At 29.6% G+C, this 14,696-nt stretch carries 16 protein-coding genes and 1 tRNA gene; 8 read left to right on the forward strand and 9 right to left on the reverse strand.

The genetic code is table 11. The annotated features are described in order from the left end of the window. Positions 1 to 14: 14 nt before the first annotated feature. Genes L8X36_RS05825 through L8X36_RS05835 form a run of 3 tightly spaced genes read right to left on the reverse strand, consistent with a single transcriptional unit; the run spans position 15 to position 2,433 of the window. Positions 15 to 734 (reverse strand): arginyltransferase, encoded by a 720-nt coding sequence (locus L8X36_RS05825; RefSeq protein WP_263663958.1) that lies wholly within the window; start codon positions 732 to 734, stop codon positions 15 to 17. After that, positions 734 to 994: a hypothetical protein gene (locus L8X36_RS05830; protein WP_263663959.1), complete on the reverse strand. Its 261-nt coding sequence runs from the start codon at positions 992 to 994 to the stop codon at positions 734 to 736. Before L8X36_RS05830 ends, L8X36_RS05825 begins: the two co-directional genes overlap by 1 nt. Then, entirely contained in the window at positions 991 to 2,433 is a 1,443-nt protein-coding gene (locus L8X36_RS05835; RefSeq protein ID WP_039617956.1) for an acetyl-CoA carboxylase subunit A, read from the reverse strand. The genes L8X36_RS05830 and L8X36_RS05835 overlap by 4 nt, the downstream gene beginning before the upstream one ends. Before the next feature lie 120 nt (positions 2,434 to 2,553). Between L8X36_RS05835 and L8X36_RS05840 the strand changes: the two genes are divergently transcribed. Next, positions 2,554 to 2,630: transfer RNA gene (locus tag L8X36_RS05840), tRNA-Arg, on the forward strand. A gap of 6 nt (positions 2,631 to 2,636) precedes the next feature. Here the strand turns inward: L8X36_RS05840 and tgt are convergent. The 4 genes from tgt to folD all read right to left on the reverse strand — a co-directional run bounded on the left by tgt (position 2,637) and on the right by folD (position 6,868). Beyond that, positions 2,637 to 3,755 (reverse strand): tRNA guanosine(34) transglycosylase Tgt, encoded by a 1,119-nt coding sequence (gene tgt / locus L8X36_RS05845; protein WP_263682994.1) that lies wholly within the window; start codon positions 3,753 to 3,755, stop codon positions 2,637 to 2,639. Between the two features lie 89 nt (positions 3,756 to 3,844). After that, positions 3,845 to 5,011, reverse strand: coding sequence for a pyridoxal phosphate-dependent aminotransferase (locus L8X36_RS05850; protein ID WP_263682996.1), 1,167 nt, complete (start codon positions 5,009 to 5,011; stop codon positions 3,845 to 3,847). Positions 5,012 to 5,174: 163 nt separating this feature from the next. Continuing rightward, positions 5,175 to 6,023 carry a signal peptidase I gene (gene lepB / locus L8X36_RS05855; protein ID WP_263682998.1) on the reverse strand — a complete coding sequence of 283 codons (849 nt, stop codon included), beginning with the start codon at positions 6,021 to 6,023 and terminating at the stop codon, positions 5,175 to 5,177. Beyond that, a complete protein-coding gene (gene folD, locus L8X36_RS05860) occupies positions 6,020 to 6,868 on the reverse strand; it encodes a bifunctional methylenetetrahydrofolate dehydrogenase/methenyltetrahydrofolate cyclohydrolase FolD (protein WP_263683000.1) in 849 nt (282 codons plus the stop codon). The genes lepB and folD overlap by 4 nt, the downstream gene beginning before the upstream one ends. Positions 6,869 to 6,948: 80 nt before the next feature. On the opposite strand from folD, the gene L8X36_RS05865 reads away from it, so the two are divergent. Genes L8X36_RS05865 through L8X36_RS05895 form a run of 7 tightly spaced genes read left to right on the forward strand, consistent with a single transcriptional unit; the run spans position 6,949 to position 12,745 of the window. After that, the gene (locus L8X36_RS05865) at positions 6,949 to 7,293 is read left to right on the forward strand and encodes a c-type cytochrome (protein WP_263683002.1); all 345 of its coding nucleotides are present in this window, start codon (positions 6,949 to 6,951) and stop codon (positions 7,291 to 7,293) included. Continuing rightward, positions 7,290 to 8,567, forward strand: a complete 1,278-nt coding sequence (hemL, locus tag L8X36_RS05870; RefSeq protein ID WP_263683004.1) for a glutamate-1-semialdehyde 2,1-aminomutase — start codon at positions 7,290 to 7,292, stop codon at positions 8,565 to 8,567. Before L8X36_RS05865 ends, hemL begins: the two co-directional genes overlap by 4 nt. Next, positions 8,564 to 8,842 (forward strand): AtpZ/AtpI family protein, encoded by a 279-nt coding sequence (locus L8X36_RS05875; protein WP_263683005.1) that lies wholly within the window; start codon positions 8,564 to 8,566, stop codon positions 8,840 to 8,842. The genes hemL and L8X36_RS05875 overlap by 4 nt, the downstream gene beginning before the upstream one ends. Then, positions 8,826 to 9,311 carry a hypothetical protein gene (locus L8X36_RS05880; protein WP_263678901.1) on the forward strand — a complete coding sequence of 162 codons (486 nt, stop codon included), beginning with the start codon at positions 8,826 to 8,828 and terminating at the stop codon, positions 9,309 to 9,311. Before L8X36_RS05875 ends, L8X36_RS05880 begins: the two co-directional genes overlap by 17 nt. Then, the gene (locus L8X36_RS05885) at positions 9,308 to 10,501 is read left to right on the forward strand and encodes an MFS transporter (protein WP_250325593.1); all 1,194 of its coding nucleotides are present in this window, start codon (positions 9,308 to 9,310) and stop codon (positions 10,499 to 10,501) included. The genes L8X36_RS05880 and L8X36_RS05885 overlap by 4 nt, the downstream gene beginning before the upstream one ends. Further along, positions 10,491 to 12,452 (forward strand): flagellar hook-length control protein FliK, encoded by a 1,962-nt coding sequence (locus tag L8X36_RS05890; protein ID WP_263683007.1) that lies wholly within the window; start codon positions 10,491 to 10,493, stop codon positions 12,450 to 12,452. Before L8X36_RS05885 ends, L8X36_RS05890 begins: the two co-directional genes overlap by 11 nt. 2 nt (positions 12,453 to 12,454) lie before the next feature. Beyond that, the gene (locus L8X36_RS05895; RefSeq protein ID WP_263683008.1) at positions 12,455 to 12,745 is read left to right on the forward strand and encodes a FlhB-like flagellar biosynthesis protein; all 291 of its coding nucleotides are present in this window, start codon (positions 12,455 to 12,457) and stop codon (positions 12,743 to 12,745) included. Here the strand turns inward: L8X36_RS05895 and L8X36_RS05900 are convergent. Together L8X36_RS05900 and L8X36_RS05905 are read right to left on the reverse strand one after the other, a co-directional pair. Then, positions 12,705 to 13,529: a phosphatidylserine decarboxylase gene (locus L8X36_RS05900; protein ID WP_263683010.1), complete on the reverse strand. Its 825-nt coding sequence runs from the start codon at positions 13,527 to 13,529 to the stop codon at positions 12,705 to 12,707. The two genes, L8X36_RS05895 and L8X36_RS05900, sit on opposite strands and share 41 nt — an antisense overlap. After that, positions 13,530 to 14,660, reverse strand: a complete 1,131-nt coding sequence (locus tag L8X36_RS05905) for a metallophosphoesterase (protein WP_263683011.1) — start codon at positions 14,658 to 14,660, stop codon at positions 13,530 to 13,532. Between the last annotated feature and the right edge of the window lie 36 nt (positions 14,661 to 14,696).

The following is a 14,696-nucleotide window of genomic DNA, read 5'->3' on the forward strand; positions in this document are numbered from 1 at the left end:
TCCTCTCTATAAACCTAACTCCACAAAAATGCTTGCTCATTTAAAGCACTAGTGTGTTTTAAAATTTCATTTGGACTATAATCGGCTTTATATGCTAAAGATTGACACCCTTTTACAAAATATCCCAAATAAATATATTTTAATTTTTTTAATTGTGCAAGTTTAATTTCTGTTAAAAGCGAATATTTACCAAGACTTAGATGGGAAAAATCTGGATCATAAAAACAATAAATGCTAGAAATTCCATCTTCTAAAATATCAATCAAATCAACACAAACTAACTTATTGTCTATATAAAAATCAAGCTCATATCCAAAAGTACCAGCATTATCTACATAAAGATTGTAATATTTTCTAAAATTTAAATCATAAATTTTCCAATTTCTTTTATCTTTTTGGTAATGGTGATATTTTTCATAAAGCAATAAATGCTCATCACTTAAAGAAGGTTTTTGTAAGATTATTTTAGTGGCTGTATTTTTTTTCAAAACCCTGCGATAACTTTTGCTAAAATGAAAATTTTCTACTAAAATACGTAAATTTTGACACTCATTGCAATCATTACATATTGGTCTTGAAAAATACGAACCAAAGCGACGCCAACCTCTTGAAACTAGTTCTTGATTTTGTGTTTTTGTGATAAAAGATATATAATTATACTCATTTCTACAGTATCTATTTTCAAGATAAGGACATTCTTCTTCTAAAGTACAAAAACCAATAATATTATTCATTAGATCTTTTTAATATCACTATTTTTTACAAATTCCATAAATTCATTAGCCAAACGCTCTTCTTTTAAAAACATATCTTCAAATTCTTGCTCTTGTTTTTTATTTTCATTTTGTTTAGCTAAATCTTTTTGTATAGCATCTAAGTCAGTATTTTTCATACTAACTCCACTTTTACTCGCTTTAACCTTTTCTTTTTTTACTTGACCTTGTTCTTTTTGAAGTGCTTTTTTTATATCTTTTAATTCATCTAAAAAACTCATGATTGCCTACTTTCTTTTATTTTTTGCAAGGCTGCAGCTATAGCAGCAATTACTTCTTCTTTATTTTCTTGGTGTCTATCTTCTGTTTTTTCTAAAAGCTCTTCCATATGTGTTTCTATAAAAGAAGTATCAAAATACCCTCTTCTAAATTCTCTTATTTTGGTAATTGCAATCAAAAATGGCACGGTTGTTCTAATATCATCAATCACAAATTCTTTCAAAGCTCTCTCAAGTCTATTAACCGCACTATCATAACTTGAACCTTTAACGATTAATTTTGCAAGCAAAGAATCATAATAAGGTGGCACGGTATAGTCTTTATATAAATGACTATCCACTCTTACAGATGGCCCTAAAGCTGGAAAATATTCTGTGATTTTACCCGGACTTGGAATGAAATTTTTCCATACATTTTCTGCTGTAATTCTAGCTTCTATCGCAAAACCTCTTGGCTTTATATCACTTTGTTCAAGATCTAAAATTTCCCCATTTGCTATACGAATTTGTCTTGTGATAAGATCAATTCCTGTGATTTCTTCTGTGATTGGGTGTTCTACTTGAATTCTTGTATTCATTTCCATAAAATAAAATCTATTATAATCATCAAGTAAAAACTCAACCGTCCCAACATTGGTATAACCCACAGCTTTTGCAGCAGCTACTGCGGTAACTCCTATGGTTTTTCTTAGTTTTTCTGAGATACTTGGACAAGGTGCTATTTCAATGATTTTTTGATGTCTTCTTTGTATTGAGCAATCTCTTTCACAAAGATGGATGATATTACCATAATTATCTGCTAAAATTTGAAACTCAATATGCCTTGGATTAATAACATATTTTTCCATAAAAACTTCATCATTTTTAAAAAAGCTTAATGCCTCTCTCTTACAAGCTTCAAAAGATTTTTCTAAATCTTCTTCTTTATGTACTACGCGTATACCTCTACCACCACCGCCACCACTGGCTTTTAAAATCACTGGATAACCTATTTTTAAAGCTTGAAGTTTGATTTCTTCTAATGTACAATGATTTAATTTTTCAGTACCTGGAACCACAGGAATTCCATTTTTTTTCATTAAATATCTTGCTATATTTTTATTTCCCATTTTACGGATAACATCTGATTTTGGCCCTATAAAGATAATCCCTGCTTCTTCACATTCTTTAGCAAACTCATAATTTTCACTTAAAAAGCCATATCCAGGATGTATAGCATCAGCCCCGCAAGCTTTAGCAATTTCAACTATTCTTTTACCATCTAAATATCCTCTTATGGCATCAGTTCCTATTCTATATGCTTCATCAGCAACTTTTACATGCAAACACTCATGATCAGGTTCAGTATAAACAGCAACGCTTTTTATATGTAAATCCCTACAAGCACGGATTACCCTTACTGCAATCTCACCCCTATTAGCTATTAAAATCTTATGTATCATTACTTTGCCTTAAGCTAAAATATTATTCAAAGAAGATTAGCATAAAAATATAAAAATTCTATAAAATTACTTATTTTTGCTAATTTTAAGAATTTTTTGATAAAATTACTCTTTTATTTTGCGCCCATAGCTCAGCTGGATAGAGCATTTGATTGCGGTTCAAAAGGTCAGAGGTTCGAATCCTCTTGGGCGTACCACTTTATTTACATTCTTTGTCTATAAAATTCCTTTCTAAAATTTTCAAATTCATCTTTGATAATAGCTTCACGCATTTGCTTTACCAAATTTAGATAATAATGTAAATTATGAATACTTGCAAGTCTAAAAAAAGTTAATTCTTTAGCTTTAAATAAATGATTCAAATAAGCCCTTGAAAAGTTTTTACATGTATAGCAAGAACATTTGCTGTCTATAGGAGCATGATCAGTGATAAATTCTGCTTTTTTGATATTAAATTTTCCAAAGCTAGTAAATAAAGTTCCATTTCTTGCATTTCTTGTTGGCATCACACAATCAAACATATCAACACCTCTTGCTACATTTTCTACTAAATCTTCAGGTGTGCCAACTCCCATTAAATATCTAGGACGATTATTATCTACATAAGGCATCATAGCTTCAACCGTATCATACATAGCCTCATTTTCTTCTCCTACGCTTAATCCACCTATAGCAAGTCCATCAAAGTCCATCTCACAAAGTGCTTGAGAACAAATTTTTCTAGCTTCAAAATCCGTTCCACCTTGAATAATACCAAAAATATTCTGCCCTACTCCCACACCTTGACTTTGCTTTAGCTTGTGATAATCAATAGCTTCTTTTGCCCATTTTATAGTACGTTTTAAAGAAAGCTCTATCCTTTCTTTACTTGCAGGCAAAGCCACTAAATCATCTAAAATCATCATAATGTCTGAGTTAAAATCATACTGAGCATCTAAAACACTTTGCGGGGTAAAATAATGCAAACTTCCATCAATATGACTTTTAAACTGAATTCCTTTTTCATCAGGTTTTGAATTTTTACTTAAAGAAAAAGCTTGAAAGCCTCCACTATCTGTTAAAAAAGATCCATTAAATTTACTAAAACCATGCAAGCCACCCATTTGTTTAATCACCTTAGATCCTGGTCTTAAATACAAATGATAAGTATTTGCTAAAATAATTTTTGCATTTAAAATTTCACTCATATCAACAGCATCTAAACTTTTAATCGCAGCCAAAGTCCCAACTGGCATAAAAATAGGAGTTAAAATTTCATTATGTGTAGTTTTTATACGACAAGCTCTGGCATTTGCACTTTTATATTGAACTTCAAATTCCATTGATTTTCCTATATTTTTTTGCATAATCATACCAAAGACTTGCTTATAAGTTTTTTGAAAGAAAGCCTGTTTTTAACAGGCTTAAGAAATTAGTAATTTTTTACAAATTCAACGATTTTTTCACAACCTTCAATGATATCTTTTTCATTAGTTGCATAAGAAAGTCTAAAATACCCTTCCATACCAAAACCTATGCCTGGTACTAAAGCTACTTTTTGCTCTTCTAATAATCTTTTACAAAATCTCATAGAATCACTATCAACTTCCTTACAAGAGATAAATAAATAAAAAGCTCCTTGTGGAATTTGTTCTAATTTTAACTTATCGCTTTTAGCTAAAATTTCACACGCTAATTCTCTACGCTTTAAAAAAGCTTGTCTCATCATTTCAATATCACTATCTGCTTTTCCAAGTAAGGCTGGTAAAGCTGCATGCTGAATGATTGAGCAGATATTTGAAGTGCTTTGTCCTTGTAGTTTTTTAACAGCATTATTAAACTCACTCATTTTACTTGCCATATAACCAAAACGCCATCCTGGCATAGCACCGCATTTACTAAGACCATTAATACTTACAGTTCTATTTAAAGCATCTTCACTCACTTGCGCAAAAGCACAAAATTCTCCATCATAAACTAATTTTTCATAAATTTCATCACTTAAAACTACTATTTTAGTTCCTTCTAAAACCTTAGCTAAAGCACTTATTTCTTCTTTAGAATATATAGCTCCTGTAGGATTTGATGGAGAATTAAACATCAAAACCTTAGTTTTTGAAGTAATAGCTTGTTTTAATTGCTCAGGGGTGATTTTAAATCCATTTTTTGCCTCACCTTCTATAAACACAGGAGTTGCGCCTGCAAATTTTACCATTTCAGGATAACTCACCCAATAAGGACTTGGTATGATAACCTCATCACCTTCTTCAACTAAACACTCAATCGCCATAAATAAAGAATGCTTAGCACCAACATTGGTAATGATTTCGCTTGCTTTGTATTCTAAATTATTATCATTTTTAAATTTATATTGTATAGCTTCTATAACTTCTTTTATGCCAACAACTGGCGTATAAGCCCCACAACCTTTTTCAATAGCTTCAATTGCTGCTTTTTTAATGATTTCTGGAGTATCAAAATCAGGCTCACCTGCTGAAAAACTAATAACTTTTTCACCATTTGCTTTTAAAGTTTTGGCTATATCAGTCATTACTAAAGTTAAGGATTCTCCTAGATTTTGAGATCTTTGACTTAGCATTTTTTATCCTTTATTTTTTGCTTTGATTTTTATTTGTGTTAATTGTTACAACTTGGAGCTTAAAAAAATCTACGAATAAAATTAAGAGTGTATATTTTTATAAATTTGTGTAGAAACTATACATTTTCTACACATAAAAATTTTATATTGTTTCTTTGAGTAATTATTCTAAAGCTTCTATATCGCTTTCATTATGATGGATAAAACGCTCATCTTTTTCTATAGTTTCAACCAAACGCCCTACTCTTTCCCATCTAACTTTTTTATTTTCATCCCATGAAAAATAAATAAACCAAGGTTGACCAACTATATATTTATAATCTACACTTCCCCAAAATCTACTATCACTGGAGTGATCACGGTTATCTCCCATCATAAAATACTCATTTTCAGGCACTTTATAATAATAAGCATTAAAACCATAAATATTATTAGCACCTAATTCATCAAAAGAAGCAGGCTTCATAGCAAATTGACCTAAATTTAAATAGCGAAAAAACACACTTTCTATATCCACTCTAGAATCATAATGTATTCCTTTTTCTACAAAAGGTTCTTTTACAAAAAGTCTTCCGCCTATGATTTTTGTTTTATTAGGATAATAATCTTTCATATACTCATCACCCTCAACCATACGCACATATAAGGTTTTATTTGCAAAAACAACCTCATCTCCACCCTTAGCTACACATCTTTTTACATAATGAATTTTTGGCTCATGTGGATATCTAAATACTACAATATCTCCTCTTTTAGGACCTTCAGCGCTTACCAAATGTCCATTTTTATTAAAATCAGGTAAAACAGGCACTTCTATCCAAGGAATATGTGGAGTTGGAATACCATAGGAGAATTTTTTTACAAATAAAAAATCCCCTACTAATAAAGTATTTTTCATAGAACCACTTGGTATAGTAAAAGCTTGTATAAAGAAAAATATAATCAATAAAACAACTATTAAAGTTCCTGTCCAAGATTGTGTAAATTTATAGATTTTTTTGAAAAAATTCATTTTTTAATCCTATTTTTAGCTGATTTTATAGTATTTTCTAAAAGCATTGCTATAGTCATAGGCCCTACCCCGCCTGGTACAGGAGTAATATAACTAGCTTTTTTACTTACATTTTCAAAATCAACATCACCTACTATTTTTCCATCAACCCTATTAATCCCTACATCAACTACTATCACATCCTCTTTAACCATATCTTCTTTTAAAAGATTTGGACAACCTGCCGCTACGATGATAATATCAGCATTTTTTGTATAAGCTTTTAAATCTTTTGTATAAATATGACAAATACTCACACTAGCATTAGCATTTAATAAAAGCGTAGCCATAGGACGACCTACTATATTAGAAGCTCCTATTACAACCACATCAGCACCTTGTAATTTTATATCATAATGCTCTAAAATTTTCATAACACCCAAAGGCGTACATGGCAAAAAACCGCCTTTTAAATTTAAATTTAAATTCCCGACATTAAAAGGATGAAAACCATCTACATCTTTATTGAAATTAATACTTTCTAGGATGATATCTTTATTAATATGTGCTGGTAATGGAAGCTGAACTAAAATTCCATCAACACTATCATCATGATTTAAAGTATTAATCAAAGCCAAAAGTTCATTTTGAGTTGTGTTTACATCAAGCCTATAAACCAAAGACTTAATCCCGCATTGCTCACAAGCCTTTGCTTTAGAGCCCACATAAGTAGCACTAGCAGAATCTTCACCTACTAAAATCACGGCCAAACAAGGCTCTATACTTTGGGTTTTAAGTTCTAATACTTCTTGTTTTAGATTATTTTTTATCTCATCACTTAGCTTTTTACCATCTAAAAGTGTCATTTCTTTCCTTAAATTTATAGCTTTCTTTAACTTAAAAAATTGTATCATAATAAAACTTCTTTTTTTGTTAAAGGTGATAAATGAAAATTATTTTATTTTTGTTTTTTATAGTTTATGGTATTTGGGCTGAAGATTTTATCTCACCTAAAGAATACCAAGAATCCCTTTACAAAAATCCAAGAGGCATAAGTTGTGCTAAATGTCATGGTGATGGAGGTCAACAAATACTAGGATATTATACTAAAAATGGAGAAAAAACTCCTTTTATAGTGCCAAGTATTAAAAACACTCCTTATACACGTTTTAGAGAAATTCTAAGTCAACCTCAAGAGGCAAAAAGCATTATGCCAACTTACTCATTAACAGAAGATGAGATGAAATCGCTTTATGATTATATTACTAACAACAAAAGGAGTAAAAAATGAAAAATAATAAAAAGGCCTTTGAAGAAGCTTGTGAATATATAGCAGGCGGGGTTGATTCTCCTGTGCGTGCTTTCGCAAGTGTAGGTAGCAATCCTTTATTTATCAAGCAAGGAAAAGGTGCTTATATTAGTGATATAGAAGATAATACTTATATAGATTATGTACAAAGTTGGGGGCCTTTACTTTTTGGACATTGTGATGAGGATATTGAAAAAGCTTGTAAAAAAGCTTTAGAACATGGTTCAAGCTTTGGCGCACCAACCCTAGCTGAAACTAAATTAGCTAAATTTATCCTAAAAGATTGGCCGCATTTAGACAAAATACGCTTTGTAAGTAGTGGCACAGAAGCTACTATGAGTGCTATTCGTCTTGCAAGAGGATTTAGCAAAAAAGATAAAATCATCAAATTTGAAGGATGTTATCATGGGCATTCTGATTCTTTACTAGTAAGTGCTGGAAGTGGTGCAGCTACTTTTAACACCCCAAGCTCACTAGGAGTATTAACCGATGTAGCTAAAAATACTCTAGTAGCTATTTATAATGACATTGAAAGTGTTAAGAACTTAATCAATAATGATGATAATATAGCTTGTATCATTATAGAGCCAATTGCAGGAAACATGGGCTTAGTACCTGCTAAAATAGAATTTTTACAAGAGCTAAGAAAACTATGTGATAAGCATCAAATTCTTTTAATTTTTGATGAAGTTATGAGTGGTTTTAGAGCTTCATACCTAGGCTCTTTTGGAATTAATAATATAAAAGCTGATATAGTAACTTTTGGTAAGGTTATAGGCGGAGGTATGCCTGCAGCTGCTTTTGCTGCAAGAGCTGAAATTATGGATTTATTAAGTCCTTTGGGCGGGGTATATCAAGCAGGAACACTAAGTGGCAATCCTCTTGCTATGGCTGCAGGTTATGCGAGCTTAAAAAAAGCAAGAAATTATGAAGGTTTATATGAAAAATTAGAAAAACTAGGCAAAAGACTTACTCAAGGCTTTAAAGAAGCTGCAAATGATTGTAAAATTCCTTTGCAAGTTAATTGCGTTGGTTCTATGTTTGGATTTTTCTTTTGTGAAAACCCTGTTAATAATTATCAAGATGCTTTAAAATCAGATACTAAATTATTTGCTAAATTTCATGCACAAATGCTAAGCAAAGGCGTGTATTTAGCACCATCTCAATTTGAAACAAGTTTTATTTGCGAATGCATGGATAAAAAAATCATTGATAAAACCATACAAGCAGCGCAAGAAAGTTTTAAAGCCCTATGAATAAAAGACAAAAAATCATTCGCAAAGGTATAGAAGCTGCAGATGGATTAAGCCTTGGCATATCCATGGTTGTAGCTGTTTTATTCGGAGTTGGTATAGGCTATTTTTTAAAAAATTTAACCGGTATATCTTGGCTTTTTTGGGTAGGAGTGTTTATAGGAGTAGCTGCAGCGATTTTAAATGTTTACAAAGCTTACAAAGCACAAGTAAAAAGCTATGAGGAATTTAAAGAAGAAAATCGCTATAAAGATTTAAAAAATGATCCTAAAGCCTAAAATTTTACTAAAACTCTTGCTAGGATTAAATTTACTTTTCTTAGCAGGAGTTTTTTTCTATAAAGAATTAAGCTTTAAAACCTTTATAAGCTTTGAATTTGGCTTTTTGGCTCAAAATTTAATCATTCTGATATCTTTTTTAAATTATAAAAATTTTATTTTTAAAGCAGCTAAAAATTATGATTTTACACAAAGGCCTTTGCAAATTTTTGCTAAAAAACAACATTCTTTGCCAAAAATTATAAAATTTATCCATATAGATGACGATTTAAAACCAAAATTTAAAAGTATTTTTAAAAACGCATTAGCTTTTTTTTCTTTGTTTAAAATTTTTGCTTATGTGTTTTTAATAGCAGGATTTTTATTTTTAGAGTTTCAAGGCTTAATGAGTATTTTTGCCTTGTTTTGTGCAATGTTTGTCACACCCATAGCGGTATTAATATATAATTTTTTAATAAGAAAATGTTGAGCTCAAAAAGAACGATTAGATCATTAACTGCATTGTTTTTTGGTATGATTTTTGTTTTTATAGGAAGTGCTTTAACGGTAAATTCTATAGCAATTATTTTAAAACATAACGATGTTAGTAATTTTTATATAGGGATAATAGGAAGTTGTTATTTTCTTGGTGCTATGGTAAGCACTATTAGTGCTCATAGGATAGTCTCTAAAGTAGGACATATAAGATCTTTTGGAATTTTTGCCATCATTTTTGGTATAGCTACTATGCTTCATAGTTTAAATTCTAATCTTTATTTTTGGATGGTTTTGAGATTTTTGCTTGGTTTTTGTTACTATGCACTTTTAATGGTCATAGAATCATGGCTTAATGAAAAAGCAAAAAATGCTATTCGCTCAAGAGTAATAGCCTTTTATGAAGTGGTATTTTATTCATCATCAGGCTTTGGGATTTTACTTATGTCATTTGACTTCCCAAGTAATACAGTATTTATTTTAAGCGCTAGTTTTATTATGTTTGCTTCTATTCCTTTATTTTTAATCCGTATTAAAGAGCCGGTTTTACCACAAAAAACCAAAATTTCCATCCCTAAAGTTTTTGATATAGTGCCTTTAGCTTTAGTGACAAGCTTTATAGCAGGTATGCTTTTAAATGGATTTTTCTCCATGGCTTCTTTATTTATACTCATACAAGGATTTGGCGCAAAAGAAGCTTCGATTTTTATATTTTGTACCATGCTAGGAGGGTTTATATCTCAACTTTTCATCGGAACCCTTTCTGATAAAATTAGTCGTAAATTTGCTATTATTTTATGTGCTTTTACGGCTTTAAGTGCTATGCTTTGTATTTTACTATTAAGCTATAATATTTATTTAAAATACTTTTTTGGCTTTTTACTGGGTATGGGAATGTGTTGTTTATATGCTCTTTCTTTAGCTAGAGCAAATGACATGCTTGAAGATTCTAGCAAAAGAGTTGAACTTGGCAGAGCCGTTCTTTTTACTTATTCTTTTGGTGCTTTATTTGCGCCTGCTGTGCTTGGAACTTTAATGTATTATTTTGAAGGTAATGGTTTTATGTATTTTTACATCGTTTTATTAACTGTTTTAATTGCCTTTGCTATAGATAAACCAAAATTTAAAAATCTAACCAAATTTAAAAGAAAACCAGGTAATATGGTAATGCTAGATGATAACTAATATTTCTAACAATCAAAATCAATTTGCAAAAAACGAAACAAACAAAGACAACAAAAGTGAGAAATCGGACAAAAAAACCTCACTTAACGATGCTTTAAAAAATCCTTTATTTTCTAAAAATGATCCTGAAGTCAAATTGCCTAAAGACTATGTAAGCAAAATCGATCAAAAATTACAAGAATTATTAAATAAACTTTTAGATCAAATCAAAACCAACAAAGATCCTGATTTAGCAATATTAAAAAATCACAAAGATTTAAATTTTGCACCTAATTTTGCTAATGAACTTAAAAAACTTCAAGCAGAGCTTTCTAAAAATCCTGAATTTGAAAAACTACTTAAAGTTTTAGAAGATCTAGTTAAACCCGCTAAAGATATCAACAATAAAAATCTTTCATCCTTGGTAAAAAATTCAGGTGTTTTTTTAGAAGCAAAACTCAATCATTCTTTAAAAGAGCAAAATTTACCACAAAGCTTTTTTAATCTTTTAAATACCATAAAAGGAGCTACTAGTGAAAATCTAAAACGCGATATAAGTAATTTAGATCTTAAAAATCTTGACACCACAAGCACCTTAAAAGAACTTATTCACATCTTACAAAATCACAAAAAAGATAATAAAATTTCTTTAGAAAATACAAACTACAAGACACTTTTTAAGCTATTTGATAAAATAGAAAATTTTAAAAACTATATCAATAAAAACCCAAACTCTATTAGCCAAGAAAAGCTACAAAATATTGCTAATAATTTCATTAAAAATCTCAGTAAAAATTTAGCACTTATCAACAAAGAATTAGCCAAACCTGAAAATATAAAAATTCAAAATACACATATATTAAAAGAGCTTAGTCAAAGCATTAAAGATCTTATAACACTTTTAAAAGACATAAAAAATCATAAAAACAAAACTGAAATAACACAAGAAAATTTAAATAAAACTCCACATACCAAAGACATCAAAGAAGAATCAAAAGAGGAAATAAAAACTCCGCAAAAAAACACAGAGGATAAAAAAGAAGTTCAACAAAAACAAGAAAGCATGACAAAAGATAAAGAAATTCAAAACACAAAAGAAGAAAAAACACCACAAAAAAATACTGAAGAACCGAGCAAAAATGACAACAAAAGTCAAAATTTACAAACAAATAACACTAAATTAGAAGATATATTTAAAAGTACTTCAGGTAAAATTTTACTAGAAGATATTTTCAAACAAAATGTAAGTAAAAATCTTAATTTTAGTCAAAATTTACAAGAAGAGCTTTTAAATAACCTAAACAAAGAACTAGGCCTAATAGGAAGAAAACTCAATGAGGTTTTAAAAGCTTTAGATCCTAAAAATTATGAAGCAAAAAATTCTTTAGATGATATAAAAAACATAGAAAAAAAATTAGAACTTTCTATAAAAGATCTTGGAAAAATTACTCCAAAAGATACTGCAGAAATTTCTTCAGAATTACAAAAAGATATCAAATCCACTCTTTTGCAAGTTTCTAATCTGGCTAAAAATTTAGACAATGAAAGTATACTAAATCAAGCAAATCGTCTTATAGCTCAGCTTGAGTTTAATCAACTTTTATCTTTAGCTAATAATAGCATTCATACTTTTTTACCTTTCTTTTGGGATGATTTAGAAAAATCTAATGTAGTTTTTAAACGCGGTAAAAAAGATAAATTTTATGCACAAATTAATCTTGAATTTGAAAAATTAGGAAAAATCAATGTATTTTTATCTCTAAGCAATGATAAATACATTGATATAAATATGATGATAGAAAATGCTAATTTTAGAAAAAAACTTTACGAAAGAGCACATGAGCTAAAAAAAGCCTTAGTTAAAGTAGGACTTCTAAGCTCTAATTTTTTCATCAGTGATATAGTCAAAAGCAAATTTCATAATCAAGAAGAATACAATGACTTTAATATGGGTTTTGATACAAGGGCTTAAAAATGGCTAAAAAAACAAAAAAAGCCGTTGCGCTAGGCTATAACAAAGAAGATCAAAATGCACCAAAAATCCTAGCTAATGCCAAAGGTGAAAACGCTGCTAAAATCATCTCTTTAGCTAAAGAAAATGGCATACCCATAAAAGAAGACAAAGACTTAGTAGAAGTTCTTAGCAAGCTTGACTTAGGCGATGAAATCCCGCCTAATATGTATAAAGCAGTGGCTGAAATTTTTGCCTTTTTATATAAAGTTGCTAATGAAGATGAGAATAAGCAAAATCCGCAATCTTCTTAGAAAATTCAACTTGCTCATAAGCATTTTTACTAAATTTTAAAAACCCTTTTTGAGTGATTAAAACTATAGTTGAACCTAGCTCAAAATTGCCAAGTCTTTGGCCTTTTTTTACAAAAAGATCCTCATAAGTATGAGTAAAATCAAAATTTGCAGCATTAGTTTGTATGCTAGTATCAAAGCTAAAATGCATTTTACCAACATTTAGCGCACCCACAAATACCATCCAAAGTATAAATTTTCCCTCCACCAAACACTTTAAAACTACTCTTTCATTTTTAGTATAAAGGTTTATAATCTTAGCCAACTTTGCCTCACTCACACTAAATAAAGCCCCGCTCATATAAGTAGCACTTAAAATTTGCATATTACAAGGTGCGTGATAATGATGATAATCTTTTGGAGATAGATAAATATTTGCATAATCTATGCCATTTTCTAATTCTTCTTTGCTAGCTGAGTTTTTTAAAAGCTCTTCTATGCTATAACTTGAACCTTTAATACTAAAGGCTAAATTTTCTTTTAAGTCATTTTGAAAACTACTTCCAAGTTCTAAAATTTTACCATCACTTGGACTTACAAAGCCATCTTCTAATTCTCGCTCATTTAACAAAGCTCTTGTAAATAAAGCATTTAAGCTCTCATATTCTTCTAAGGATTTAAATTCACTCATATTGATATTAAAAGCATTCACATAAGCTTTATTAATGTTTTTTTGTATGATTTTTGGAAATTTATATTTTGCTATGATTCCAAACATTTTTGAAGCACTATTGCTAAATCCCACTTATTCTCCTTTTAATCTAATCAAAGCTATCTCGCTAGGAGCTAAAAATCTCACAGCAGGCCCCCAAAATCCAGCTCCACTGCTTACATAAAGCAAACTATCTTTACTTAATTTATAAAGCCCATACACAAAGCCTTGCTCTAAATATACTAGCAAAGAAAAAGGGAAAATTTGTCCTGCGTGTGTATGTCCTGATAAAATCAAATCAAACCCACTCACATCATAAGTTTTTACATATTTTGGCTGATGCGTGATTAAAATATTAACTTTTTCTTGATTGATTTGAGTTTTGATTTTTTCTATATTGCTTTCTTTAAAGCCCAAACGTTTAGCAGCCAAATCCAAAGTCCCACTTAAAGTAAAATCTCCAAAATCAATACTTTCATCTTCTAAAACTTTGAAATTTTTAAGCGTTTTAAGCTTTTTGCTTATTGCATTTATATCATTATAATACTCATGATTTCCATAAACAAAATAAGTACCATATTTTGATTTAAAATTTTCTAACAAATTAATATAAGACATACTAGCAATATCTGCATCGATTAAATCCCCAGCTATGATGATTATATCAACATTTAAAGCATTAACCTCATTGATTAAGGTTTTTAAAAAATCTTCACCTAAATTTTTCCCTAAATGCACATCAGAAAGCAAAGCTATGTTTAAATCTTCTTTTAAATTTTTAATTTTAATATCTACCTCATTAACCTTAGGCGTGCTGATAGCATTTACAAAGCCTTTAAACACCATACTAACGCTAAATATAATAAGCCAAGAATCAAAAATTAATTTTAAAAACTTTCTTCTTTGAAGGCTAAAAATTTGCTCTTTTTTATTTTCGTTAAAGAAAATCCAAGAACCAATTTCAAAAACCACTCCAAAAAGCAAGAAAAAGCAAGTAATAGTAGAAAAAATAGCTAAAATATAATAAAGCTTTTCATGCAAAAAATCCCCACGCATATTTACAAAAAAGATTAATTCACATGCAAAAACTATTAAAACAAGAGCTAATACAAACTTCTTATAAGGTTTTAAAAAATCAACCTTACTTAAAAATCTTTTATAAATATACCAATTTGCCAAAGCAAAAAATAAAACTAATAAAGTAAAAAAAACAAACACTCTCATAGCGTAATTTTATTTAAGCAAAATTAATACTTTTTA

It is taken from the genome of Campylobacter sp. CNRCH_2014_0184h (genome assembly GCF_025772985.1).
GTDB lineage: Bacteria > Campylobacterota > Campylobacteria > Campylobacterales > Campylobacteraceae > Campylobacter_D.